At 72.6% G+C, this 24,088-nt stretch carries 22 protein-coding genes; 11 read left to right on the top strand and 11 right to left on the bottom strand.

The genetic code is table 11. The annotated features are described in order from the left end of the window. The first annotated feature begins 110 nt into the window (after positions 1 to 110). Both C2L59_RS15205 and smc read left to right on the top strand, forming a co-directional pair. Positions 111 to 398: an acylphosphatase gene (locus tag C2L59_RS15205; RefSeq protein WP_103350155.1), complete on the top strand. Its 288-nt coding sequence runs from the start codon at positions 111 to 113 to the stop codon at positions 396 to 398. Between the two features lie 168 nt (positions 399 to 566). Continuing rightward, complete coding sequence (smc, locus tag C2L59_RS15200; protein ID WP_103350154.1) at positions 567 to 4,169, top strand: chromosome segregation protein SMC; 3,603 nt, start codon at positions 567 to 569, stop codon at positions 4,167 to 4,169. 6 nt (positions 4,170 to 4,175) lie between these two features. Here the strand turns inward: smc and C2L59_RS15195 are convergent, their stop codons facing one another. The 4 genes from C2L59_RS15195 to C2L59_RS15180 form a co-directional block, all read right to left on the bottom strand. Beyond that, complete coding sequence (locus C2L59_RS15195) at positions 4,176 to 4,400, bottom strand: hypothetical protein (RefSeq protein WP_103350153.1); 225 nt, start codon at positions 4,398 to 4,400, stop codon at positions 4,176 to 4,178. A 55-nt stretch (positions 4,401 to 4,455) separates the two neighbouring features. Continuing rightward, positions 4,456 to 4,956, bottom strand: coding sequence for a DUF3455 domain-containing protein (locus C2L59_RS15190; protein ID WP_103350180.1), 501 nt, complete (start codon positions 4,954 to 4,956; stop codon positions 4,456 to 4,458). A gap of 86 nt (positions 4,957 to 5,042) precedes the next feature. Then, entirely contained in the window at positions 5,043 to 6,599 is a 1,557-nt protein-coding gene (locus C2L59_RS15185; protein WP_103350152.1) for a sodium:solute symporter, read from the bottom strand. A gap of 15 nt (positions 6,600 to 6,614) precedes the next feature. Next, complete coding sequence (locus C2L59_RS15180; RefSeq protein ID WP_199199083.1) at positions 6,615 to 7,823, bottom strand: anhydro-N-acetylmuramic acid kinase; 1,209 nt, start codon at positions 7,821 to 7,823, stop codon at positions 6,615 to 6,617. Between the two features lie 139 nt (positions 7,824 to 7,962). On the opposite strand from C2L59_RS15180, the gene ftsY reads away from it, so the two are divergent. Continuing rightward, positions 7,963 to 9,270 (top strand): signal recognition particle-docking protein FtsY, encoded by a 1,308-nt coding sequence (gene ftsY, locus C2L59_RS15175; protein WP_103350151.1) that lies wholly within the window; start codon positions 7,963 to 7,965, stop codon positions 9,268 to 9,270. Here ftsY and C2L59_RS15170 read toward each other — a convergent pair. Together C2L59_RS15170 and C2L59_RS15165 are read right to left on the bottom strand one after the other, a co-directional pair. Then, positions 9,267 to 10,091 carry a hypothetical protein gene (locus tag C2L59_RS15170; protein WP_103350150.1) on the bottom strand — a complete coding sequence of 275 codons (825 nt, stop codon included), beginning with the start codon at positions 10,089 to 10,091 and terminating at the stop codon, positions 9,267 to 9,269. The two genes, ftsY and C2L59_RS15170, sit on opposite strands and share 4 nt — an antisense overlap. A 61-nt stretch (positions 10,092 to 10,152) precedes the next feature. Continuing rightward, positions 10,153 to 10,623 (bottom strand): hypothetical protein, encoded by a 471-nt coding sequence (locus tag C2L59_RS15165; RefSeq protein ID WP_103350149.1) that lies wholly within the window; start codon positions 10,621 to 10,623, stop codon positions 10,153 to 10,155. Positions 10,624 to 10,758: 135 nt separating this feature from the next. Between C2L59_RS15165 and C2L59_RS15160 the strand changes: the two genes are divergently transcribed. After that, positions 10,759 to 11,259: a GNAT family N-acetyltransferase gene (locus C2L59_RS15160; RefSeq protein ID WP_103350148.1), complete on the top strand. Its 501-nt coding sequence runs from the start codon at positions 10,759 to 10,761 to the stop codon at positions 11,257 to 11,259. Between the two features lie 5 nt (positions 11,260 to 11,264). Here the strand turns inward: C2L59_RS15160 and C2L59_RS15155 are convergent, their stop codons facing one another. Then, a complete protein-coding gene (locus C2L59_RS15155) occupies positions 11,265 to 12,038 on the bottom strand; it encodes an IclR family transcriptional regulator (RefSeq protein ID WP_103350147.1) in 774 nt (257 codons plus the stop codon). A 112-nt stretch (positions 12,039 to 12,150) separates the two neighbouring features. Between C2L59_RS15155 and aceB the strand changes: the two genes are divergently transcribed. Next, on the top strand, positions 12,151 to 13,737 hold the full coding sequence (gene aceB, locus C2L59_RS15150) for a malate synthase A (RefSeq protein ID WP_103350146.1): 1,587 nt from the start codon (positions 12,151 to 12,153) through the stop codon (positions 13,735 to 13,737). Then, the gene (locus tag C2L59_RS15145; RefSeq protein ID WP_103350145.1) at positions 13,738 to 14,925 is read left to right on the top strand and encodes an aldolase/citrate lyase family protein; all 1,188 of its coding nucleotides are present in this window, start codon (positions 13,738 to 13,740) and stop codon (positions 14,923 to 14,925) included. Positions 14,926 to 14,986: 61 nt separating this feature from the next. Here the strand turns inward: C2L59_RS15145 and C2L59_RS15140 are convergent, their stop codons facing one another. Beyond that, positions 14,987 to 15,328: a hypothetical protein gene (locus C2L59_RS15140; RefSeq protein WP_103350144.1), complete on the bottom strand. Its 342-nt coding sequence runs from the start codon at positions 15,326 to 15,328 to the stop codon at positions 14,987 to 14,989. A 306-nt stretch (positions 15,329 to 15,634) separates the two neighbouring features. Here C2L59_RS15140 and C2L59_RS15135 point away from each other — a divergent pair, with 306 nt between their 5' ends. After that, complete coding sequence (locus tag C2L59_RS15135) at positions 15,635 to 15,856, top strand: hypothetical protein (RefSeq protein WP_233223506.1); 222 nt, start codon at positions 15,635 to 15,637, stop codon at positions 15,854 to 15,856. Between the two features lies 1 nt (position 15,857). On the opposite strand, the gene C2L59_RS15130 is transcribed toward C2L59_RS15135, so the two are convergent. The 3 genes from C2L59_RS15130 to C2L59_RS15120 all read right to left on the bottom strand — a co-directional run bounded on the left by C2L59_RS15130 (position 15,858) and on the right by C2L59_RS15120 (position 18,913). After that, positions 15,858 to 16,940 (bottom strand): DUF2786 domain-containing protein, encoded by a 1,083-nt coding sequence (locus C2L59_RS15130; protein ID WP_103350142.1) that lies wholly within the window; start codon positions 16,938 to 16,940, stop codon positions 15,858 to 15,860. Between the two features lie 2 nt (positions 16,941 to 16,942). Beyond that, entirely contained in the window at positions 16,943 to 17,431 is a 489-nt protein-coding gene (locus tag C2L59_RS15125) for a MarR family winged helix-turn-helix transcriptional regulator (RefSeq protein WP_103350141.1), read from the bottom strand. A 159-nt stretch (positions 17,432 to 17,590) separates the two neighbouring features. Beyond that, positions 17,591 to 18,913: a PucR family transcriptional regulator ligand-binding domain-containing protein gene (locus C2L59_RS15120; protein WP_103350140.1), complete on the bottom strand. Its 1,323-nt coding sequence runs from the start codon at positions 18,911 to 18,913 to the stop codon at positions 17,591 to 17,593. A 124-nt stretch (positions 18,914 to 19,037) separates the two neighbouring features. Here C2L59_RS15120 and C2L59_RS15115 point away from each other — a divergent pair, with 124 nt between their 5' ends. Genes C2L59_RS15115 through pucD form a run of 4 tightly spaced genes read left to right on the top strand, consistent with a single transcriptional unit; the run spans position 19,038 to position 23,960 of the window. Next, positions 19,038 to 19,910 (top strand): xanthine dehydrogenase family protein subunit M, encoded by an 873-nt coding sequence (locus tag C2L59_RS15115; RefSeq protein ID WP_103350139.1) that lies wholly within the window; start codon positions 19,038 to 19,040, stop codon positions 19,908 to 19,910. Then, positions 19,901 to 20,368, top strand: coding sequence for a (2Fe-2S)-binding protein (locus C2L59_RS15110; RefSeq protein ID WP_103350138.1), 468 nt, complete (start codon positions 19,901 to 19,903; stop codon positions 20,366 to 20,368). Before C2L59_RS15115 ends, C2L59_RS15110 begins: the two co-directional genes overlap by 10 nt. Continuing rightward, the gene (locus C2L59_RS15105) at positions 20,365 to 21,705 is read left to right on the top strand and encodes an 8-oxoguanine deaminase (RefSeq protein WP_103350137.1); all 1,341 of its coding nucleotides are present in this window, start codon (positions 20,365 to 20,367) and stop codon (positions 21,703 to 21,705) included. Before C2L59_RS15110 ends, C2L59_RS15105 begins: the two co-directional genes overlap by 4 nt. Beyond that, the gene (pucD, locus tag C2L59_RS15100) at positions 21,702 to 23,960 is read left to right on the top strand and encodes a xanthine dehydrogenase subunit D (protein WP_103350136.1); all 2,259 of its coding nucleotides are present in this window, start codon (positions 21,702 to 21,704) and stop codon (positions 23,958 to 23,960) included. Before C2L59_RS15105 ends, pucD begins: the two co-directional genes overlap by 4 nt. The last annotated feature ends 128 nt before the right edge of the window (positions 23,961 to 24,088 follow it).

Raw genomic sequence — 24,088 nt, 5'->3', positions numbered from 1 at the left:
CGGGGAGCGACCTCGGCGGCGAGGTTATCACCGGCGCGCGGGTATTCCCCCAGGTAGTGGCCTTGATCCGTTACTGTGCGCGGTCAGTGGACCCAGATGGGAGGAATCGGGTGAGTGAGGAAGAAACCTGCACCCGGCTGACGGCGTGGGTCCGGGGCCGGGTGCAGGGTGTCGGTTTCCGCTGGTGGACGCGCAGTCGTGCGCTGGAGCTCGGCTTGGTCGGGAGCGCGAGCAACCTCGCCGACGGCCGTGTCGAGGTCATAGCGGAGGGTAGCCGCGACCACTGTCAGCGGCTGTTGTCCGCGCTGCGGTCGGGAGAATCACCCGGAAGTGTGGAGCACGTCGCCGAGCGCTGGTCAGCCCCGAAAGGGGGACTCTCGGGGTTCGTCGAGCGGTAGGGAACGCCTTGGTCCGTCCGGGGCCGGTGTGGCTTGTGGTGTTGCCGGGTCGTCGCCGGGTGTGCTAGGCGCGCCGAGGAGGGGGCGCGTCCGGCAGTCCCCGGAGACCCCCAGGTAGCCTGGCACGATTGAAACGCCAGTACCGGCAGCCAGAGGGGTCAGCACCCAGTGCACCTGAAAAGCCTGACGCTCAAGGGCTTCAAATCCTTCGCCTCGGCCACCACGCTGCGCTTCGAACCCGGCATCACCTGCGTGGTCGGGCCGAACGGCTCCGGCAAGTCGAACGTGCTGGACGCGCTGCGCTGGGTGATGGGCACCCAGGGCGCCAAGGACCTGCGCGGCGGCAAGATGGAGGACGTCATCTTCGCCGGCACCGCGGGGCGCGCCCCGCTCGGCCGCGCCGAGGTCACCCTCACCATCGACAACGCCGACGGCGCGCTGCCCATCGAGTACTCCGAGGTCTCGATCACCCGCCGGATGTTCCGCGACGGCGCGAGCGAGTACGAGATCAACGGCGACCGCTGCCGCCTGATGGACGTCCAGGAACTGCTGTCCGACTCCGGTATCGGCCGCGAGATGCACGTCATCGTCGGGCAGGGCCAGCTGTCGGCCATCCTCGAGTCCAAGCCCGAGGAGCGCCGCGCCTTCATCGAAGAGGCCGCCGGCGTCCTCAAGCACCGCAAGCGCAAGGAACAAACCCTGCGCAAGCTGGCCAACATGCAGGGCAACCTCGACCGCCTCGGCGACCTCACCACCGAGCTGCGCCGCCAGCTCAAGCCCCTGGGCAAGCAGGCCGAGATCGCCCGCAAGGCCCAGTCGGTCCAGTCCGAGCTGCGCGACTCCCGCCTGCGCCTGCTCGCCGACGACCTGGTCACCCAGCGCGACACGATCGCCCGCGACGAAGCCGACGAGAAGACGGCCCGCCGGCGCCGCGCCGAGGTCGAGCAGCACCTCGAGCTCGTTTCGGCCGAGGAAGCCGAGCTGGAAGCCTCCCTCGCCGAGGACGCGCCGCTGCTGCAGACCGCGCAGGAGACCTGGTACAAGCTGTCGGCCCTGGCCGAGCGGCTGCGCGGCACCGTCCGCCTCGCCGTCGAACGCCAGCGGCACCTCTCCGCCGACGTCTCGACGTCGACCGGCGGCCGCGACCCCGAAGAACTCCTCGAAGAGGCCGAGCGCGTCGCCGAGCAGGAAGAAGAGCTCAACGAGGCCGTCATGGAGGCCCGGGAGCTGCTCGCCCAGACCATCCTGCGGCGCGAGGACCTCGAACAGCGCGTCCAGGCGGCCGAGCGCGCGCACTGGGCCGCCGTCCGCGCCATCGCCGACCGCCGCGAGGGCATGGCCAAGCTGACCGGCCAGGTCGAGGCGCTGCGCAGCAAGAACGGCGCCACCTCCGACGAGATCGACCGGCTCAGCGTCTCCCTCGAGGAAGCCGCCGAGCGCGCCGAGATCGCCGTCGAAGAGCTCGAGATGGCCAAGGCCGAGGGCGGCGCGGAGGAATCCGACGACGCCGGCCTGATGGACCGCCACGACCGCGCGGTCGAGGCCAACAACGCGGCCAAGGCCCGCGTCGAAGAGCTGGTCAAGGCCGAACGCGCCGCCGAACGCGAGATCGCGTCGGAGAAGGCGCGCGTCGAGGCGCTGTCCATGGGACTCAAGCGCAAGGACGGCGCGGGCGCGCTGCTCGGTGCGTCCCACGAGCTGCCGGGCCTGCTCGGCTCGGTCGCCGCGCTGCTCACCGTCGAGCCGGGGCACGAAGTCGCGCTGGCCGCGGCCCTCGGCCCGGTGGCCGACGCCATCGCCGTCGCGGGCGGCGAAGACGCCCTCCGTGCCCTGAAGTACCTGAAGGACACCGACTCCGGTCGCGCGGGCATCCTGCTCGGCGGTCCGGAGTCCACTGTGGACACGTATTCGTGGCCGTCGCTGCCGGAAGGGGCCCGCTGGGCCCGTGAGGTCGTCCAGGCGCCGGCGCAGCTGCGGCCCGCGGTCGAGCAGGCCCTCGACAAGCTGGCCCTGGTCCGCGACCTCGACGCGGCGCGGCAGCTGGTCGCGGTGCACCCGGAGGTCCGCGCGGTCACCGCCGAGGGCGACGTCTTCGGGGCACGCTGGGCCATCGGTGGCTCCGGCAAGCGCGAGAGCGTGATCGAGGTCCAGGCCGCCGTCGACGAGGCGGGGGAACGCCTCCGCCTGGCCGAACGCTCGCTGGAGCGGTACGCGGCCGAGCTGGAAGGCGCCCGCGCCGAGCAGCAGGCGCGCCGCGAAGAAGTTTCCCGGGCCAAGGACGCCCTGGGCGAGGCCAAGGTCCGCAAGGCCAGGTCGTCGGAGCGGCTCAACCGGATGGAGCAGGCGGCCCGCCAGGCCCAGGCCGAGGTGGAGCGGTTCTCCGGGCAGCGCGCGAAGGTCGAGCAGAGCCGCGTCCAGGCGCTGGCCCAGCTCGCCGAGCTGGAAGAGCGGCTCGCCGCCGTCGCCGAGCAGCCCGTCGAGGACGACCCGGACACCGCCGAGCGCGATGCCGCCGTCGAGGAACTGGCCGTCGTCCGGCAGGAAGAGATGGAAGCGCGGCTCGCGCAGCGCACCTCCGAGGAGCGGGCCCGCAGCATCGCGGGCAAGGCCGAAGGGCTCCGCCGCGCCGCGCACGCCGAGCAGCAGGCCCGCGAACGCGCCGAGCGCGCCGCCGCGGCCCGCAAGCGCGGCGCCGGGATCGCCAACGCCGTCGTCAACGCGGGCGAGCTCGCCCTGGAACGCATCGAGCACTCCGTGCAGCGCGCCGCCGTCGAACGCGACCAGGTCCAGGCCCGCCGCCAGAGCCGCGAGCAGGCCCTGACGAGCGTCCGCGCGAAGGTCCGCGAGCTGACCGGCGAGCTGGAGAAGCTGACCGACGCCGTGCACCGCGACGAGGTGCTGCGCGCCGAGCAGCGGCTGCGGCTGGAGACCCTGGAAGCCAAGATCGCCGAAGACTTCGGCATCGGCCTCACGGATCTGGTGCAGGAGTACGGCCCGGACGTCCCGGTCCCGCCGAGCGCGGGCGAGATGGCCGAGTACGAAGCGGCCAAGGACCGCGGCGAGGACGTCACCCCGCCGCCGCCGATGCCCTACGACCGCGACACCCAGGCCCGCCGGGCCAAGCGCGCCGAGAAGGACCTGTCGTTGCTGGGCAAGGTGAACCCCCTGGCGCTGGAGGAGTTCGCGGCGCTGGAGGAGCGGTACAAGTTCCTCTCCACCCAGCTGGAAGACCTCAAGGACACCCGCAAGGACCTCGAAGCGGTCATCAAGCAGGTCGACGAGAAGATCCTCGAGGTCTTCGCCGGCGCGTACGCGGACGTGGCCCGCGAGTTCGAGACGGTGTTCGGCGTGCTCTTCCCGGGCGGCGAGGGCCGGATGGTCCTCACCGAGCCGGACGACCTGCTGGCCACCGGCGTCGACGTCGAGGCGCGCCCGCCGGGCAAGAAGGTCAAGCGGCTTTCGCTGCTCTCGGGTGGCGAGAAGTCGCTGGTCGCGGTGGGCATGCTGGTCGCGATCTTCCGCGCCCGGCCCTCACCCTTCTACGTGATGGACGAGGTCGAGGCGGCGCTCGACGACACGAACATGCGCCGCCTGATCGGGCTCCTGGAGCAGCTGCGCGACTCGTCGCAGCTGATCATCATCACCCACCAGAAGCCGACCATGGAGATCGCCGACGCGCTCTACGGCGTAAGCATGCAGGGCGACGGCATCACGAAGGTGATCTCGCAGCGCCTGCGCACGGCCGACGACGAACCGGTCGCGGTCGGCTGAGGCGCGTCACATCTCGTCTTCGCGCGGCACGCGGCGGTCTTCGCCGCGCACGCGCGGTTCGTAGTGCCGCAGGTCGTTGCCGACGCTGCCGGCGTCGCCCAGCTGCGGCCGGCGCCCGCGCGGCCGGAGTATCCCGTGCTTGACCCCGCGCTTGCGGTCGGACCGGTCCACGACCAGCGCGATGACGAGCGCGACCGCCAGCACCACGCCGAGACCGATGAAGAACCCCATGGTGCATCCCCTCCCGATGCCCAGGTTACGGGGCCGGGAGGGGCACCACATCCGCTTATCCGGCGACCCAGAAGGCGTAGTCCGCCGAGTAGCGCACCGCGGTCTGCGCGCCGTCCGTGCAGGTTCCGGCCGGGGCCACGCCGCCGCGGGTGTTGAGCCGCTGGATGTACGTCACCTTGCCGAAGATGCCGTTGCCGGTGTTCGGGTTCGCCTTGAGCAGCAGCTGCGGGATCGCGCCGTCGCGCGGGGAATTCGCGACCGCCGCCGCGCCGACCGTGCTGCCGTCCACAATGGACGTCCAGACCGGACCCTTGCTGTGCAGGGCCACCGGCTGCCCGTGCCGCGAGAGCACCGCCGCCGGCTGGACCAGCGCCCACGCGCCGTTCGTGCACCCGTAGATCTGCACGCCTTCGGCCGGATAGCTCGCCAGCGCGACGTTGCCGGCCGGCACCTTGACCGCGTCCGGCACCTTCGCCCCCGCCGGGGTGGCCGAGGCCGTCGCCGCGCCACCGACCAGCAGGGCGCCGATCGCGAGCGCCACCGTCATCCGCTTCATGAGCTCCACCTTCGAAATCCTCCCGCCGCTTTTCGGCGGGCTCCCGCAAGACGACACGGGCGCCCGCCGGAAGCGGTTCAGAAGAATCAGGCGGCGATCTCCTCCGACACCGCTTCGGCCTCGGCCGCCTTGGGGTCGGGCGTCCGGTGCCGCAGGGCCAGCAACCCGCCCACGACCAGCGTGATCACCACCCCCAGCAGCGTGTACCACGGGTAGGCGAGCGCCACCTTGTCCCCGGCCGCCTTGCTGAAGTCGATGCCGATCAGGCCGCCGGTCTTCGCGCTGAACTTGACCCCGAGGATGACGAACGCCATCACCACGACGGTGGCCACGAACGCGATGATCGCGTCCACCTGCCGCGCCTTCTTGATCAGCAGGCCGAGCAGGAACGAGCCGAGCAGGGCGCCGTAGGTGTAGCCGGTGATCGCCAGGCCGAGTTCGATGACCGAGTTCTTCGTGGTCGAGAACAGCGACGCGAACACGGCGAACACCACGGCCCAGATCAGCGTCCACATGCGGCCGTGCTTCAGCAGCTTCGAGTCCTCCGGCGAGCGCTTGGTGAACCGCTGGTAGAGGTCGGCCACGGTGGACGTCGAAAGCGCGTTGAGCGCCGAGGCCAGCGCACCCATGGTCGACGCCAGCACGCCCGCGATGAGCAGGCCGGAGACGCCGGCCGGCAGGTCGTCGATGATGAACCGCGAGAACACGTCGTCCGGGCTCTGCAGCCCGAGCTGCGCGACCGACTTGCGGCCGTCGAACACCCACAGCATCGCCCCGACCAGCAGGAACAGCGCGAACTGCACGGTGACGATGACGCCGCTGCCGATCAGGGCCTTCTGGCCGTCACGCAGGCTGCGCGTGGCCATCAGCCGCTGCGCGATCAGCTGGTCGGCCCCGTGCGAAGCCATCGACAGCGCCGCGCCGCCGAGCACCGCCGTCACGAAGGCGTACGGGCTGGTCAGCAGGTTCTTCGTGAAGTCGACGAGCATGAACTTGCCGTCGTCGGACGCCTGGCTCATCCAGTCGCCCGGCAGCTTGTTCAGCAGCACGATCGCCGCGACCGCCGCGCCGCCGAGGTAGAGCGACAGCTGGATGACGTCGACCCAGACGACCGCCTTGATCCCGCCGATGTAGGCGTAGATCAGGGTCAGCGCGGTCAGGATGACGACGATCACCCAGTAGTCCAGGTGGATGTTGTAGTGCCCGAGGATCACCTTGATCGGGATGGCGCCGGCGAACAGCCGCACGCCCTCGGCGAGCAGCCGCGTGATCACGAACGTCACCGACGCGGTGCCCTGCAGCCCGGAGCCGAACCGCTTCCCCAGGAACGCGTACGCGCTGACGAGGTTGCCGCGGAAGTACCGCGGCAGCAGCACGAACGCGGCGATGGTCCGGCCGATGATGTAGCCGAAGGCCAGCTGCAGGAACAGGAACGCGTTGCCGAAGACCAGCCCGGGCGTGCTGATCACGGTGAGCGTCGAGGTTTCCGTGGCCACCACGGACAGCATCACCGCGCCCCACGGCAGGCTGCGCTCCCCGACGAAGTAGTCGGCCGCCGACCGTTGCTTACGGCCGACGAGCACGCCTATCAGCGGCATCGCCGCCAGGTAGACAACGATGATCGCGAGGTCGACACCGCGCATGGATCTCTCCTACCGTCATCCGGTCTTCTCCGCGACGCGCAACCGCGTCACGGTGCCCCCCAGCGGGGCGGGAAGGATCAGGGGCCCGGCGCCCGGGACCAGCGCGCCGAGCACGCGCGGCCCGCGCGCGCCGGTCGCCGACGGCACCGTACCGGGCACGCCGCACCAGGTCAGCCAGCCCAGCAGCGCAGTGAGGTACGCCTCCTTGCCGCCGCCGGGCAGCCCGAGGTCGTCGCTGGTCTTGAGCACGGCCGCGGGCAGGGTGCGGGCCAGCGCCGCCATCAGCGCGGGGTTCGCGACCCCGCCGCCGGAGGCGATGACGGTGGTGACGCCGTGGCGGCGGCACTCGTCGGCCACGGTGACGGCGGTCAGCTCGGTCAGCGTCGCGAGCAGGTCGCCGGGTTCGAGCGGCGGCAGATCGCGGAGGGCGGCGTCGAGGTAGGGCGCGTTGAAGTGCTCCTTGCCGGTGGACTTCGGCGGCGCGGCGGCGAAGTACGGGTCGGCGAGCAGCCGGGCGAGCAGGTCCCGGCGCACCGACCCGCCGAGCGCGAGCCGGCCGTCGACGTCGCGGTGCCGCCCGGTGACCCGGTGGGCCGCGAGGTCGAGCAGGGCGTTGGCCGGCCCGGTGTCGTAGGCGATCGCCGGCGCGCCCGCGGTGACGACGGTGATGTTGGCGATGCCGCCGAGGTTGAGCGCGGCGACCGGGTGGCCGGCGTCCTCGGCGAGGCCGCGCAGCCACAGCTGGTCGAGTGTGCTCGCGAGGGGTGCGCCGTGACCGCCGGCGGCCACGTCGCGGGCCCGCAGGTCGGCGCAGACCGGCAGCCCGGTGCGTTCGGCGATCCAGGCGGGCTGGCCGAGCTGGAGGGTGCCGCGGACGTGGCCTTCCTCGACCCAGTGGAAGACGGTCTGGCCCAGCGACGCGACCAGGTCCGCGCGGCCGCCGGCGAGTTCCGCGGCGCCGCGCCGGGCCGCGTCGGCGAACGCCTGCCCGACGCCGGTGTCCAGCCGCGTCAGCTCCCCGGCCGTGCAGGGGTTCGGCGGCAGCGCGGCGAGCAGGGCTTCGCGCAGGGGTTCCGGGTAAGGGACGTCGAGCTCGCCGAGCGGGGTCAGGACGACCGTGCCGTCCTCGGCGTGCAGGTCGGCGGCGGCCACGTCGATCCCGTCGATCGACGTGCCCGATATCAGGCCGATCACCCGATAGCCGTGGCTCGCACGCATCCCCATCCGGAGGGGTTTAGTGGAGCGTTGCCTGTGACGCAACCCACGTGGTGAAGTCTTGGCCCAATCGGGACCCAGGTTGTTGCGAATTGCCTGTGTGGACGGGGTGTCCGGCGGGCGGGGACGCGGATGAAAGGATGGGCCCGTGTCGAGCACCTGGTTCCTGTTCGTAGTCGTCGCCGTCGTCGTACTGGTCGCCCTGCTGGTGACCGGCCTGCTGATCGCACGCAGGCGGCGGATCAGCCTGGACGCCCAGCGCGAGATCGAGGAGAAACCGAAGGGCGGCTCGTACGCGGCCATCGGGGGCATCGCGCTCGCGCCGGGCGGCACGGCGGCCCCGCCGGAAGAACCCGCCCTCGAGCACCCGGTCGAGGACCGGCCCGAGGTCGACGGCCAGCCCGCGGTCGGCGACGACGCGGCCGTCCCGCGTGACTCGGCGCAGCGCACGGTCCGCGACGTCAAGCTGCCGGACGCCGAGGTCGTCGAACCGGCCGGGACCGCCCCGGCCGCCGAGGAGATCGAGCCCGCGACCGGCCGCATGGAGCGGCTGCGCGGCCGGCTGTCGAAGTCGCGGTCGGTGCTCGGGACGAGCCTGCTCGGCCTGCTCGGCGCCGGCGACCTCGACGAGGACTCCTGGCAGGACGTCGAGGACACGCTGCTGATGGCCGACCTGGGCGCGGCCACCACGACCCAGATCGTCGAGCGGCTGCGCGACGAGCTGTCCCGGCGCGCGGTGCGCTCGTCCGCGGAGGCGCGCGAGGTGCTGCACGAGGTGCTGACGGCGCAGCTGTCGACCGACGGCCACCGCGCGGTCCGGGCGCTGCCGCACACCGTCGACGGCCGCAAGCAGCCCGCGGTGGTGCTGGTGGCGGGGGTCAACGGCACGGGCAAGACGACGACCACGGGCAAGCTCGCCCGCGTCCTGGTGGCCCAGGGCGGCACGGTCCTGCTGGGCGCGGCGGACACGTTCCGCGCGGCGGCGGCCGACCAGCTGCAGACGTGGGCCGAGCGCGTGGGCGCCGAGGTCGTCCGCGGCAAGGAGGGCGCGGACCCGGCCGCGGTGGCGTTCGACGCCGTCAAGCGCGGCGTGGACACGGGCGTGGACGCGGTCCTGGTCGACACGGCGGGCCGGCTCCACACGAAGACGGGCCTGATGGACGAGCTGGGCAAGGTCAAGCGCGTCGTCGAGAAGCAGGCGAAGGTCGACGAGGTCCTGCTGGTCCTGGACGCGACGACGGGCCAGAACGGCCTCATGCAGGCCCGGGTGTTCGCCGAGGTCATCGACGTGACGGGGATCGTGCTGACGAAGCTGGACGGGACGGCCAAGGGCGGGATCGTGTTCCAGGTCCAGAAGGAGCTGGGCGTCCCGGTGAAGCTGGTCGGGCTGGGCGAAGGCCCGGACGACCTGGCGCCGTTCGAGCCGGGTGCCTTCGTGGACGCACTCCTGGGCTAGATGACCGGCCGCCGGGTGCTCCAGTCGTACACGGTTTCGCCGCGGACGCGGGCGTTGTTGTGCATCATGCACAGCCCGGTGTTGTTGCCGATGTCGAACGGCAAGTGGATGCAACGCGCGCCGAACCGGCTGGTCGCCGCCCGGCACTGCAGGCGCCCGGACGACTGAGCCGGCCGGAGGGGCTGGATCGCCTTCGCGGCGTTCTGCGCGGCGAGCGCCCTGGCCGGCACCGAGTCGGGACTGACCCTCGTGAGCGGGCGCGAAGCGGCGTTCGGCGGTGTCGCGGCCCCCGGCGGCGCGATCTCGAACGGGCTGGTCCCGTCCGCCGAGCGCAGCCCCAGCTTTTCGAGCAGCTGCTGCGTCGGGGCCTGGCTCGCGATGGTCAGCCGGTCGGTCCCGGTGCTCGCGACCCAGTGGCGCACCCAGCCGACGCCGTGCAGCACCGGCTTGCCACCGAGCTCCGCGGGCGGGTCGAGGACGAGGGCGCTGATCAGGTAGTCGTCGCGGGGCAGGGTCAGGTGCGCGGTCTCGCCGAGCACCATCGGCACGGTCACGCCCGCGGTCCGCTCGCCGTCGCGCGGCGCGGTCTGGAACGCCAGCAGCACGGCCCGCCGCCCGGCGGCCAGGTGCCGCACGGTGATGTCGAGGTCGCTGGTCACGTCCCCGAGCCGATGCCGCCGCGGCTCGGCCGCCGGCGGCCGGACGACCTGCCGCGGCCCGTCGAGCAGCCGGTCGACCCCGCGCTCGGCGAGCCGTCCGACGATGGCGGCGCCGGCCGCCTGCCCCAGCCAGATGAGCGACATGGTGAACGGTTCGGCCACTTCGGTTCCCTCCGCAGGCGCGTGCTCCCCTGACAGACGCTTCCGCGCCGCCGGGTGATACCTAAATCCGGAACAGCGGCGTCCCGTCCGCCTTCCGCAGGCCCAGCTGCAGCATCACCGGCGCGGACGGGCGGTTGACCGGGATCAGGCACGGCGACGTCCGGCGGGCCGCGACCGTCAGCCGGGACCAGCCGATGCCCTGCAGCGTGCGGCGGGCCGGGTCGAGGACCATCGCCGCGCCGAAGTAGTGGCCGCCCGGGAGGGCGATGCGGGCCGTGTGGCCCAGGACCACCGGGAACGCCGTGCCGGTGCGGCTGCCGTCCTCCTGCAGGGTGATGATCACCGGCGTCCGCCCTTTCGCGGCGAGGTGGTGCCGGACGCTGATCTCGGCCGTCCCCGACGGCGCCGGTCCCGGGCGCGGCCACGCGGGTGGTGCGGTGGAGCCGTCGAGCGCCCGGTCGACGAGCCGGTTCAGCAGGTTCGAAGCGGCGCCCTGGGCGAGCCAGGCCAGGGCGCCGGTGTGCGGGTCCATGCGGTCCTCCGGCGATATTCGGATGACGGCGGCGGCGGTACGAGCGCAGAATCCGGGCATGCCCGGTTGACGCCCGCGTGCCCCTCCTCGTGACAGACGCTCCGAAGCCGTCGTTCGCTACGAGAGAGGACAATCATGACCGCCATCCACGGCGACCGGGTGCGGCTGCGCCCGATCGGCGCAGCGGACCGCGCCCGCGTGCGCGAAATCCTGGCCACCCCGGAGGTCGCCCGCTGGTGGGGCGACCCGGATCGCGAAACCGAAGGCCTGTACGAGGTCGAAGAAGGCTACACCGTCTACATGATCGAATTCGGCGGCGAGGTCGTCGGCCTGATCCAGAGCTGCGAGGAGCTGGACCCGCAGTACCGCCACGCGGGCATCGACATCTCGGTGCACCCGGCCTTCCACGGCCGCGGCCTCGGCACGGACGCGATCCGGGCGCTGGCCACGCACCTGTTCGCCCAGGGCCACCACCGCCTGACGATCGACCCGGCGGCGTCCAACGAGACGGCGATCCGGGTGTACACGAAGGTGGGCTTCCGCCCGGTCGGCGTGCTGCGCGACTACGAACGCGCCCCGGACGGCACCTGGCACGACGGGGTGCTGATGGACCTGCTGGCCGGGGAGCTGAGCTGAACGGGTCAGACCGTGACCGCCCGGGACAGGCTCGCCCCCAGGGCGTCCGCCACCCGCTGCACCGCCGGGGCGATGTGCGCCACCGCCTCGGCGGTCAGCCGGCCGGACGGCCCCGACACCGACACCGCCGCCGGCACCGGCGCGCCCGGGACCGCCACCGCCACGCACCGGACCCCCAGCTCCTGCTCCGCCTCGTCCAGCGCGTAGCCCTGGGAAGCGATCCGCGACAGCTCGGCCGCCAGCGCGTCCGGGTCCGTGAACGTGTGCTCCGTGTACGCGGGCATCCCCGTCCGGTCGAGCAGCGACCGGACCTCGTCAAAGGGCAGGTGGGCCAGCATCGCCTTGCCCACCCCGGTCCCGTGCGGCAGCAACCGGCGTCCGACCTCGGTGAACATGCGCATCGAGTGCTTCGAAGGCACCTGGGCCACGTACACGACCTCGTCGCGCTCCAGGACCGCCAGGTTCGCCGTCTCGCCGACCTCCTCCACCAGCTCCGCCAGCAGCGGCCGGGCCCACGCGCCGAACTGCATGCTCGCGTTCTCGCCCAGCCGGATCAGGCGCGCGCCCAGTGCGTAGCGGCGATTCGTGTTCTGGCGGACGTACCCCAGGTCGACCAGGGTGCGGATCAGCCGGTGGATGGTCGGCATCGGCAGCCCGGACAGCGTCGCCAGCTCCGACAGGCTGGCTTCGCCGCCGGTGTCCGCGAGGTGTTCCAGCAGCTCGAAGGCGCGCTGCAGGGACTGGACGCCGCCGTCGCGACCGTTCTTCTCCGCCGGCACGGTGGCCCTCCTTACGTCGGCGTTGAGCTTCCGCTATGCAGAAACTATAGTCCGGCTGGTAGAAAACCGTAGGGCCGTTATCCAAAGATCCGAACCCTCGAGGTGTTTCCCCATGTCTTCTGAAGTCCAGGTGCTGGGCGACCCGGTCGAGCGCGGCGACGAGATCCTCACGCCGGAGGCGCTCGCCTTCCTCGCCGGCCTGCACGACGCCTTCGCCGGCCGCCGCGACGAGCTGCTCCAGGCGCGCAGCAAGCGCCGCGAGGAGGCCCGGACCACCGGCCGGCTCGACTTCCTGCCCGAGACCAAGGAGATCCGCGAAGGCGACTGGCAGGTCGCCGGCGCGCCCGCCGCACTGCAGGACCGCCGGGTCGAGATCACCGGGCCGACCGACCGCAAGATGACCATCAACGCGCTCAACTCCGGCGCGAAGGTGTGGCTCGCCGACCTCGAGGACGCCAACACCCCGCACTGGCACAACGTGGTCTCCGGCCAGGTCAACCTGTACGACGCCGTCCGCGAGACGATCACCCTGGAGAGCGGCGGCAAGAGCTACGCGCTGAAGGACGACGTCGAGCACGCCACGATCGTGGTCCGCCCGCGCGGCTGGCACCTGCCCGAGAGCCACCTGACCTTCGGCGGCCGCGAGGGTGTCGGCGCGCTCGTCGACTTCGGCCTGCACTTCTTCCACAACGCGGCCGAGCTGCTGAAGCGCGGCAAGGGCCCGTACTACTACCTGCCGAAGATGGAGAGCCACCTCGAAGCGCGGCTCTGGAACGACGTCTTCACCCACGCCGAGAAGACCCTCGGCATCGAGCACGGCACCGTCCGCGCCACCGTGCTGATCGAGACCATCCCGGCCGCGTTCGAGATGGAGGAGATCCTCTACGAGCTGCGCGAGCACGCCTCGGGCCTCAACGCCGGCCGCTGGGACTACCTGTTCAGCGTGATCAAGTACTTCCGCGACGCGGGCGAGAAGTTCGTGCTGCCGGACCGCAACTCGGTCACCATGACCGCGCCCTTCATGCGCGCCTACACCGAGCTGCTCGTGCGCACCTGCCACAAGCGCGGCGCGTTCGCGATCGGCGGCATGGCCGCGTTCATCCCGAGCAAGGACCCCGAGGTCAACAAGGGGGCCTTCGAGAAGGTCCACGCGGACAAGTCGCGCGAGGCCGGCGACGGTTTCGACGGCTCCTGGGTCGCCCACCCGGGCATGGTCGAGCTCTGCAAGGAGGAGTTCGACCAGGTGCTCGGCGAGCAGCCGAACCAGCTCGGGCGCAGGCGCGACGAGGACTGGGATCTCTCTGCCGCCGCCGACCAGCTGCTCGACGTCGCTTCGACGCCGGGTGGCGCGACGGCGGCCGGCCTGCGCGCCGCGGTCGACGTCGGTGTCCGCTACATCGCGTCCTGGCTGGGCGGCAACGGCGCGGCGGCCATCCACAACCTGATGGAGGACGCGGCCACCGCCGAGATCTCGCGCTCGCAGATCTGGCAGTGGGTCAAGAACGGGACCACCTTGGACTCCGGTGACGTCGTGACGTCCGAGCTGGTCCGCGGTGTGCTGGCGGACGTCCGCGGCGAGCTGGCGGGCGAGCTCAAGCCGGAGCAGCTGGAGCCGGCCGTGGAGCTGTTCGAGCAGGTCGCGCTGGCCGACGAGTTCCCGGACTTCCTGACCCTGCCCGCCTACGAGCGGATCAAGTAGGTGCGGCTGCCCGAGGACGTCTACGACGCCGCCGACGCGCGCCTGGCTGCGGCCGACGCGCGCGTCGCGGCGTCGTACCCGGGGGAGCGGCCGGGACGGCAGCCGGTGCACACGGTGTACGTCCCGGCGTCGCAGTACAAGACGCGCCTGGTCGCCGGCTGGGGCAAGCAGGCGATGCGGGTCTTCGTCGAGCACGGCGACCTGCTCGGCCTGGACGACGGCGGGTACGAGCGCGTGCGCGCGAAGCTGCTCACCGAGCCGATCGAGGACCTGCGGATCGACTTCGAGGACGGCTACGGCCGCGTGCCCGAAGACGTCGAGGACGCGGCGGCCGTGGCGGCCGGCCAGACCCTGGCGACGACCGGGGGGACGCCGTTCTGCGGCATCCGCTTCAAGAGCTTCGAAGCGGCGACGCGCCGGCGGGGCATCCGCACCCTGGACCTGTTCCTGGGTGCGTTGCTGGACAACGGGCCACTGCCGCCCGGGTTCGTCGTCACGCTGCCGAAGGTGACGGCGGTCGAGCAGGTCTCGGTGGCCGCGGACGTGCTGGCGCGGCTGGAATCCGCGTATGACCTCGCCGCGGGAACACTGCGCTTCGAGGTCCAGATCGAGACAGCGCAGTCCATTGTAGACACCGACGGGACGCTGGCGGTGGCGCGGATCGTGCAGGCCGCTTCGGGCCGGTGCACCGGACTGCACTACGGGACCTACGACTACAGCGCGGGCCTGGGCATCGCGGCGGCGTACCAGAGCATGGAGCACCCGGCGGCGGACCTGGCGAAGGGGCTGATGCAGGTGGCGGCGGCCGGCACCGGCGTCCGCCTCTCGGACGGCTCGACCAACCGCCTCCCGATCGGCGACGGGTTGCCGGCGGCGTGGGCCGAGCACCTGAGGCTGGTCCGCAGATCGCTGGAGCGCGGCTTCTACCAGGGCTGGGACCTGCACCCCCACCAGCTTCCGACCCGCTTCGCGGCGACGTACACGTTCTACCGCTCGGGGTTCGGTGCGGCGGTGGAGCGGTTGCGCGCGTACGCGGAGAAGAAGGCGGGAGGCGTCCTGGACGAGCCGGCGACCGCGCAGGCGTTGGCGGTGTACCTGCTGCGGGGCTTGGACTGCGGGGCGCTGGACGAGGACGAGCTGCCGTTCGGGCGCCCGGAGCTGGAGAAGTACGCCCTGCGGCTCGCGTGAGCAGTGGCAGAGCCGGCGCCCGAAGGCGAAGCGCCCACTCAACCACTGCTCACGGCCGTTGTCACGACGGCAACCGGCCGGGGTGTTCCGGCCGGTGCGCGAGCACGGCAACGACGGTCAGCAAGGCGAGCTGACCGGCGATCGTCCCGGCGGTCGCCCACGTCGGAAGCGCGGCCGAGGCCGCCTTCGACGTCAGCATCGGCCCGAGGACCGCGCCGAGCACCACCAGCACGTCGAGGACCGTGGTGAGCAGCCGGCGGGTCTGGCTCGACGGCACCGCCATCTCGGCCTTCACCTCCGACGTCTCGATCCGGACGTGCGCGAACCGGGTCGGGACGTCGTCCCGCTCCGGCTCTCCTTCGTGAGGTGCGGACGGGTCCGCACGCTCGATTCCGGCACCCATGCTCGTGCCCGTTCCTTTCCGGGTCCGGCCGGACGTCCGCGGTGGCACGCCGGCCGGGGACCACTTGTCGTGGCCGCGGCTCGCGCCGCGGCCGGTTGCCGGCCGGCGATCCGCCGCTCTCCCCCCTGGCGATCCGCCGTCCGGTTCCCCGCCGCGAAGAAGCGTGGTCCGGCTTCCCGACCCGTTCGCATGAAGACGGGTTCGTGGCAGGCACCTTCGACTGTAGAGCGCCGGATCGGGAGGACGCAACACCGATTTGCTGCAAAACAAGTGGGCTTTCGGTGGGTTTTCTGCCATCATGGCGTCGTGGCTGAAGACAATCCGGTGGGCCGGGTCAACGTGGCGTTGATCGCCGAGGCGGTCGACGCGCTGGCGAAGCTGCAGGAGCGCACCGGCCTGAAGAAGGTCGACCTCGTCAACCGGGCCCTGCTGGTCTACGAGTTCATCGACGCCGAACTGAAGGCGGGCAAGCAGGTCCTGGTGCGCGACCAGGACGGCCGGGACCAGCTGGTCAAGATCTTCCTGTAGTTCACTCGCCGAACCGGGCGCGGTCGGCGGCCGAGCGGCCGGCGTGCCAGCCCTCGGCGCTGCGCACGGTCACCGACTTGCCCACCACCTCGGGGAACAACGTGGCGAACGCCGTGTTCACCCTCAGTTCGTGCGAGGCGAGCACCGGCAGCAGCCGGTCCGCGCCGGGCAGCTCCGTCAGCGTCGCCGCGGCGGCCTGCTCGAGGCGCTCGCCGATCCGGGTCGCGTACGAGACCAGGAACGACTTGCGGAACGGCCGGGACCGCCCGGCCGGATCCGCGATCATCGCCCGCGTCGCCTGGACGAGCAGGGACGTCGTCAGCAGCGCGACCGCGTCCAGGTCCTCCTCGTCGCCGACCACGGTCACGAACTCCCAGCGCGGGTCGTACACCGCGCGGCAGCGGTTCGCCTTCGCCACCACGTGCACCAGCAGCGACTTCGCGTCGGTGTACGGCGTGTCGAGCCAGATGCGGCGGGACGACGGCAGCGCGGGTGCGGCCTCCAGCAGCACGCGGTCCAGGGCGTGCCGGGTCATGAGCTCCTGTGCCTTCGCCGACAGGGCTTCGGCCTCCTCCGGGAACGAGGTCGACTCGGCCTTCGCCAGCAGCGCCCGGACCCGGCTCAGCTTCTTGTCGTCGACGCCGTGCGGCGCGGCCGGCCGGGGCTGCGCCGCCGTCACCGGCAGGGTCAGCAGCAGGCCGAGGGCTTCGACCACCGCCGTCACCGCTTCGGCCGGGGTGAGGATGTGCTTCGCCGCCCACTGCGCCAGGTGCGGCTCGGCGCCGGTCCACCAGCGGACGCCATCCGCTTCGGCGAGCGCGTCGAGCACGTACGAGCCGGCGAACTCGTCGACGCGGCGGCTCGCGGCCTGACGCAGGTCCTCGGGCGGCCAGCCGCCCCGGCGGGCCCGGCCGACCAGCGGCTGCGCGGCCAGTTCCGCACCCCGGGCCAGCTCGGCGGGGAGCTCGAAGCCCGGCGCGAGCCACCGTGCGTCATCACCGGCGCGGGCGGCGGCCAGCAGCGCGGTGGCGAAGCCCTCGGCTGTCGCCGGCAGCTCGCCGCGGGGCGTTTTCCGCTTGCCCACGGCTAGCGCAGCCGGGGGAGGGCGTCACGGGCGAAGTGGCTCAGCGTCCGGAGGTCTTCGGCGAAGCGCTCGCGGTGGCCCTCGGGCAGGGGCCGGAAGAAGAACTCCTCGATGTTTTCCACGTGCAGCCGGCTGGCCCGCACGGTGGTTTCCTCGCCGAGCCCGGTCAGCCGTACGAGCTGCACGCGGCGGTCGCGCGGGTCGGCGGTGCGGGTCACCAGCCCGAGCGCCTCCATCCGGTCGACGAGCCGGGTCGCGCCGCCGGTGGTGAGCACCTGCTCCTGCGCGATCGAGCGCATGGTCAGCCCTTCCTCACCGGCGCGCCCCACGATCAGCAGCACCTCGTACATCAGGTGGGTGATCCCGCATTCCCGCTCCAGCGCCCGGCCGAGCAGGTATTCGAGCCGGTTCGCGGCCCCCTGCAGCCGCCCGAAGGCCTGCACGCGGGCATCGTTCGCCGCCTGCCGGGCCGAAGTGATTTCGGGGTCCACGCCCTCATCCTCCCGCCTACCCGCCGGCGCGCAACGCGAGGTGGCCGCTGAGGGGTGCACAGCCGGCTGCTTGTCGCGCGCAACGGGGTGGGTTCGCTGTTCGGCAGGCTTCCGGGGCGGTGGCGCCGCCGGCCCGCGGAGCCCCGCCCGGCGCGGATCTCAGTCCCCCGCGCGCAACGCGAGGTACACATCCAGCTGATCCGTGAACTCCGTCAAATCCGCGCCGAGCAGCTCGCCCGCCCGGCCGATCCGGTAACGCAGCGTGTTCACGTGTACGTGCAGGGCCTTCGCCGCGCGGGTCGGGGAGCCCGAGCACTCCAGGAACACCCGGACCGTGTGCACCAGGTCCGTGTGCTGCTCGGCGTCGTACGCCAGCAGCGGCCCGAGCACACGACGCCGCAACGCTGCGCGCAGGCCGTCCGGGGCGCCGGCCAGCAGCAGCTCGTGCACGTCCACCTCGGCCGCCCGGACCACCGCCACCCGGCCCGGGCGCCGCGCTGCCGCCGCCACCGCGTTCCGCGCGCTCTCCGTGGCTTCGTCCCGCGAGCCCGGATCGCTGATGCCGCACAGGATCCGCGTGGCCCGGAGCAGCGGCTCCACAATGGACAACGCCGCCGGGGAAGGCGGCACAGCCGTCGCCGCGAAGGACGTTTCCCCGGCTGATTCGAGCAGGACCGCGTCCGGCAGCCACTCGCCCAGGACGTCCCGGCTCTCGTCGCTGCCCGACGTCCGCAACGCGACCACGCACGCTTCGGCGGGCACCGGCGGCTCGGCCCGGCCGGCGCGGGCCCGCGTCACCCCGACGAGTCCCGCGAGTTCCTCGGCCAGCTCCGCCTGCCCGGTGCTCAGGGGCCCGCCGGCGGCGATCAGCCACGGCACCGCGTGCCGGCCCTCGACCGGGACCAGCGTCAGCGGCCCCGGCTCGCGGGCCGCGTACCGGCGGACGACGTCCTCCGCCGGCATCGGCAGCGGGGCCGTCCCGGCGGTCACCCGGCCCAGGCCCGACAGCACCCAGCAGGGCAGCCCGAGCTCCGCCGACGCGCGCTCCAGGAGCGTCTCGACCGGGGCCTCCGCCGCGGCCTGCAGACGTTTGCGGGCGCTGTCGGACGCCGCCGCCAGCGCGAGCACCACCTGCTCGGTGATCACCGAAAACGACAGGTCGGCCGGGACCTCCAGGAGCGGGATCCGGTGCCGGACGCAGGCGTCGACCACGTCGTCCGGGATGCCGTCCGAGTCGGCGCCGGACGCCGCCAGCGCCGCCGCGCCCGAGCGGGCCAGCGCCGCCACGAACGGCTCGGCGTCCCCCGGGGCGCGCCACCACAGCAGACCGGACAGGACCAGCTCACCGGCCGACAGGTACCGCCCGGGGTCGGACAGCTCCGTGACGTAGATGCGCGTCACCGGCCGGTCGAGCAGGTCGGTCCCGGCCCGCGGGCGCAGCCGCAGCCCCGGCAGCCCCAGGAGTGTTTTCACGGTCGTCATCAGGCTTGTAGGAAAGCACAACCGCACCCGGGTCCGCTGCTGTGCGTTTCATGGTCACAGCCGTTGCCGCCCGCGCCCGGTCCGTCGTCTACTGGGCTATCGCCCCTCACGAAGGAGCACGCCCGTGGAGTTCCTGCGTCCCGCGACGCTCGCGGAGGCCCTGGCCCTCAAGGCCGCGCGGCCGGACGCCGTGCCGATCGCCGGCGGCACCGACGTCATGGTCGAGCTCAACTTCGACCACCGGCGCCCCGGGGCCCTGCTCGACCTGACCACGGTTCCCGAGCTGGCCGAGTGGTCCACTGTGGACCACACGGACGGCACGATCCGGCTCGGCGCCGGCGTCCCGTACTCCCGGGTCATCACCGAGCTGGGTGAATCCGTCCCGGCGCTGGCCATGGCTTCCCGCACGGTCGGGTCGCCGCAGATCCGCAACCGCGGCACGGTCGGCGGCAACCTCGGCGCCGCCTCGCCCGCCGGCGACACGCACCCGGTGCTGCTCGCCCTGGACGCGCGGATCGAGGTGGCCTCCGTCCGGGGGACCCGCCTCCTCCGGGCGGAGGAGTTCTACGTCGGCGTGAAACGCCACGCCCTCGCCCCGGACGAGCTGATCACCGCCGTCCACCTGCCCGCGCACGCCGGGCCGCAGCAGTTCGCCAAGGTCGGCACGCGCAACGCCATGGTCATCGCGGTCTGCTCGTTCGCGCTTTCGCTCCGGCACGGCGGGGTCGGCGCGGCGATCGGCTCCGCCGCGCCGACCCCGCGCCGCGCCCGGGAGGCGGAGGACTTCCTGGCCGCCGAGCTGCCCTGGACGTCACCCGAGCCGCTGCCGGACTCGCTGAAACGCCGCTTCGGCGACCTGGTCGGCGCGGCCGCGGCCCCGATCGACGACGTCCGGGGCAGCGCCGCGTATCGGAAGCACGCGCTCGGGGTACTAGCGCGGCGTACGTTGACCTGGGCGTGGGACGAATACCGGACGGGAGAGCGCGCATGCGCCTGAATGTCACGATCAACGGCGAGCCGCGGCAGGCGGACGACGTCTGGGAAGGCGAGAGCCTGCTGTACGTGCTGCGGGAGCGGCTCGGGCTGCCGGGTTCGAAGAACGCCTGCGAGCAGGGCGAATGCGGGTCCTGCACGGTCTACCTCGACGACGTCCCGGTGTGCGCCTGCCTGGTCGCGGCCGGGCAGGCCGAGGGCCGCGGGGTCCGGACGGTCGAAGGGCTGGCCGACGGCGACACGCTCGACCCGGTCCAGCAGTCCTTTGTGGATGCCGGCGCCGTCCAGTGCGGGTTCTGCACGCCGGGCCTGGTCGTCGCCGCACACGACCTGCTGAACCGCGTGCCCGACCCGAGTGACGAGGAGATCCGCGAAGCCCTGGCCGGCAACCTCTGCCGCTGCACCGGCTACGAGAAGATCCTCGACGCGGTGCGCGCGGTGGCCAAGGGAGGCGTGGCGTGAGGACGCTCATCGCGAACGCGGCCATCGCCACGGTCACCGGCGAGGAGTACGCGAGCGGCCACGTCGTCGTCGAGAACGACCGGATCGCCGAAGTCGGCGAAGGCGTGTTCACCGGCGAGTTCGACGAACGCGTCGAGGCCGACGGCTGCCTGGTCACGCCCGGCCTGATCAACACCCACCACCACCTCTACCAGTGGGCGACCCGCGGCATGGCCGCCGACCACACGCTGTTCGAGTGGCTCAAGCAGCTCTACCCGGTCTGGGGCCGCCTCGACGACGGGATCACGCACGCCGCGGGCACCGCCGGAATGGCGCGGCTGGCGCTGACCGGCTGCACCACCGTCGCCGACCACCACTACGTCTTCCCGCGCGACGGCGGCGACCAGGTCGCGGCGCTGGCCGCGGCCCGGCAGCGGATCGGCGTCCGGCTGCACGTCGTGCGCGGGTCGATGGACCGCGGCGAGTCCGACGGCGGCCTGCCGCCGGACAACCTCGTCGAGACGACCGACGACGCGCTGGCCGGCACCGAAGCGGCGATCGACCGCTTCCACGACGACGCCGCGGGGGCGCACCTGCAGATCGCGGCCGGCCCCTGCTCGCCGTTCTCGGTCACCGAGCGGCTGATGTCCGGCGCCGCCGAGCTGGCCCGCCGCAAGGGCGTCCGCCTGCACACCCACCTCGCCGAGACCCTCGACGAAGAACGCCAGTGCCTCGCCGAGGTCGGCTGCACGCCCGCCGAGTACGCCGACAAGCTGGGCTGGCTCGCCGACGACGTCTGGCTGGCGCACACCGTCCACCTCGCGCCCGAGGCGATCCGCCGGTTCGGCGCGACCGGCACCGGGTCGGCGCACTGCCCGACGTCCAACGGACGGCTCGGCAGCGGCATCGCCCCGGTCCGCGACCTGCTCGACGCGGGGGTGGCGGTCGGCCTCGGGGTCGACGGCGCCGCGTCCAACGAGTCCGGCGGCCTCGGCGAGGAGCTGCACCAGGCGCTGCTGCAGGCCCGCCAGCGCGGCGGACCCCGCGGGCTGACCACGCGCGAGGCGCTGTGGATGGGCACGATGGGCGGCGCGCGCTGCCTCGGCCGGGCCGGCGACCTCGGGTCGATCGAACCCGGGAAGCTCGCCGACCTCGCCGTCTGGGACCTGACCGGGCTGAACTACGCCGGCATCACCGACCCGGTCGCGGCGCTGGTGCTCGGCACCACGCCGCCGCTGCGCCGGCTGTTCGTCGGCGGCAAGGCCGTCGTCGAGGACGGCACCCTGCGCGAAGCCGACGAGTCCGCCATCGCCCGCGAGCTGGCGGCCGCGAGCGCGAGACTGCGGGAGGACCGATGACCACCACCTCCGTCACGACGCCGACCGCGAACGGCGTCGGTGCTTCGCCGCGCCGCCCCGACGGCACGGTGAAGGTGCGCGGCGAGTTCGCCTACTCCTCGGACCTCTGGCACGAGGACATGGTGTGGGGCGTGACCCTGCGCAGCCCGCACCCGTACGCGCGGATCACCGCGATCGACATCGCCGAAGCCCTCGCCGTACCGGGTGTCCACGCGGTGCTGACGTACGAGGACGTCCCGGGCGTCAACCGCTACGGCCTCGAGCACACCGACCAGCCGGTGCTCGCGTCCGACGTCGTGCGGTACCAGGGTGAGCCGGTGGCGCTGGTCGCCGCCGACCACCCGGAGACCGCGCGCCGCGCGATGAAACGGATCCGCGTCACCTACGAAGAACTCGAGCCGGTGACGGACTCCGAAGCCGCCGTCGCAGGCGAAGGGCCTTCGCTGCACGAAGGCGGCAACGTCGTCCGGCACGTGAAGATCCGCCGCGGTCCGCAGGACGTCACCGCGGACGTCGTCGTCTCCGGCGTCTACGAGGTCGGCATGCAGGACCAGGCGTTCCTCGGTCCCGAGTCCGGGCTGGCCGTGCCGGACACCGAAGGCGGCGTCGACCTGTACGTCGCGACGCAGTGGCTGCACGTCGACCAGCAGCAGATCGTCGCGGCCCTGGGCCTGCCGGTGGCGAAGGTGCGGCTGACGCTCGGCGGTGTCGGCGGCGCGTTCGGCGGCCGCGAAGACCTGTCGATGCAGGTCCACGCCTGCCTCCTCGCGCTGCACACCGGCAAGCCGGTGAAGATGGTCTACAACCGCGAAGAGTCCTTCTACGGCCATGTTCACCGCCACCCGGCGAAGATGTACTACGAGCACGGGGCGACCGGAGACGGCCGGCTCGTGTACGTGAAGACGCGGCTCTTCCTGGACGGCGGCGCGTACGCGTCCTCGACCGGCGCGGTGGTCGCGAACGCCGCGACCCTCGGCGTCGGACCGTACAAAGTGGACAGTGTGGCGGTGGACTGCTGGGGCACCTACACCAACAACCCGCCGTGCGGCGCCATGCGCGGGTTCGGCGCGGTGCAGGCGGCGTTCGGATACGAGTCCCAGATGGACAAGCTGGCCGCGGCCTGCGGCCTGGACCCGGTGGAGATCCGCGTCCGCAACGCGATGCGCGAAGGCGACCTGATGCCGACCGGCCAGGTCGTCGACGCGGAGGCGCCGGTCGCCGAGCTGCTTAACCGCGTGCGGGACATGCCGATGCCATCGGACCGGCCGTTCGACCTGCGGCACATGCCGGGCGGGGTGTCGAACACGACGCACGGCGAAGGGGTCGTGCGCGGCGTCGGGTACGCGGTCGGGATCAAGAACGTCTGCTTCTCCGAAGGCTTCGACGACTACTCGACGGCCCGCGTGCGCCTGCAGCTGGTCGGCGGCGAACCGGCCGCGACCGTGCACACCGCGGCCTGCGAGGTCGGCCAGGGCCTGGTGACGATCATGCAGCAGATCGTGCGGACCGAGCTGGGCGTCGACCAGGTGACGATCCTGCCGATGGACACCTCGATCGGCAACGGCGGCTCGACGTCGGCGTCACGCCAGACCTACGTCACCGGTGGCGCGGTGCAGGCCGCGTGCGCGGCGGTCCGGGCGCGGCTGCTGTCCCGGTTCGACCAGCGGGTGCGGGTGGTCGGCGGCAAGCTCGTCGCCGCCGACGGCCAGGTGGTCGCCGACCTGGCCGACGTGCTCGCGGACGACGTCTACGACGAAACCGTGGAGTGGCGCCACCGGCCGACTTCTGCGCTGGATCCCGAAACCGGGCAGGGCACCGCGCACGTGCAGTACGCCTTCGCCGCGCACCGGGCGGTCGTCGACGTCGACACCGAGCTCGGCCTGGTCAAGGTGGTCGCGCTGGACTGCGCCCAGGACGTCGGCAAGGCGCTGAACCCCCAAGCCGTGCTCGGCCAGATCCAGGGCGGCTCGGCGCAGGGCCTCGGGCTCGCGGTGATGGAGGAGATCCAGACCTCCGGCGGGAAGATCCGGAACCCCTCCTTCACCGACTACCTGATCCCGACGGTCCTGGACATGCCGCCGATGAGCATCGACGTCCTGGAGCGCCCGGACCCCCACGCGCCGTACGGCCTGCGCGGGGTCGGCGAGCCGCCGACGATCTCCTCGACCCCGGCGATCGTGGCCGCGATCCGGGCCGCGACCGGGCTCGCCCTCGCCCGCGTCCCGGTCCGGCCGGAGCACCTGACCGCGACCTGATCCAGCGGGAGTGTCCAGGGGGGTGGTCAGCCGGGTGACCGGCGGCTTGCGCCGGTTGAGCTGGAGGATCGGTGGTAACGGTAGAAGGGCAGCCAGCCTGGTAACGCGGCCCGCCGCAGGGTTTCCGT

Origin of the sequence: Amycolatopsis sp. CA-128772 (assembly GCF_002904295.1) — a bacterium.
GTDB lineage: Bacteria > Actinomycetota > Actinomycetes > Mycobacteriales > Pseudonocardiaceae > Amycolatopsis.
Note: the sequence above shows the minus strand (reverse complement) of the source record. Positions and strands in the feature narration are given on the sequence as shown.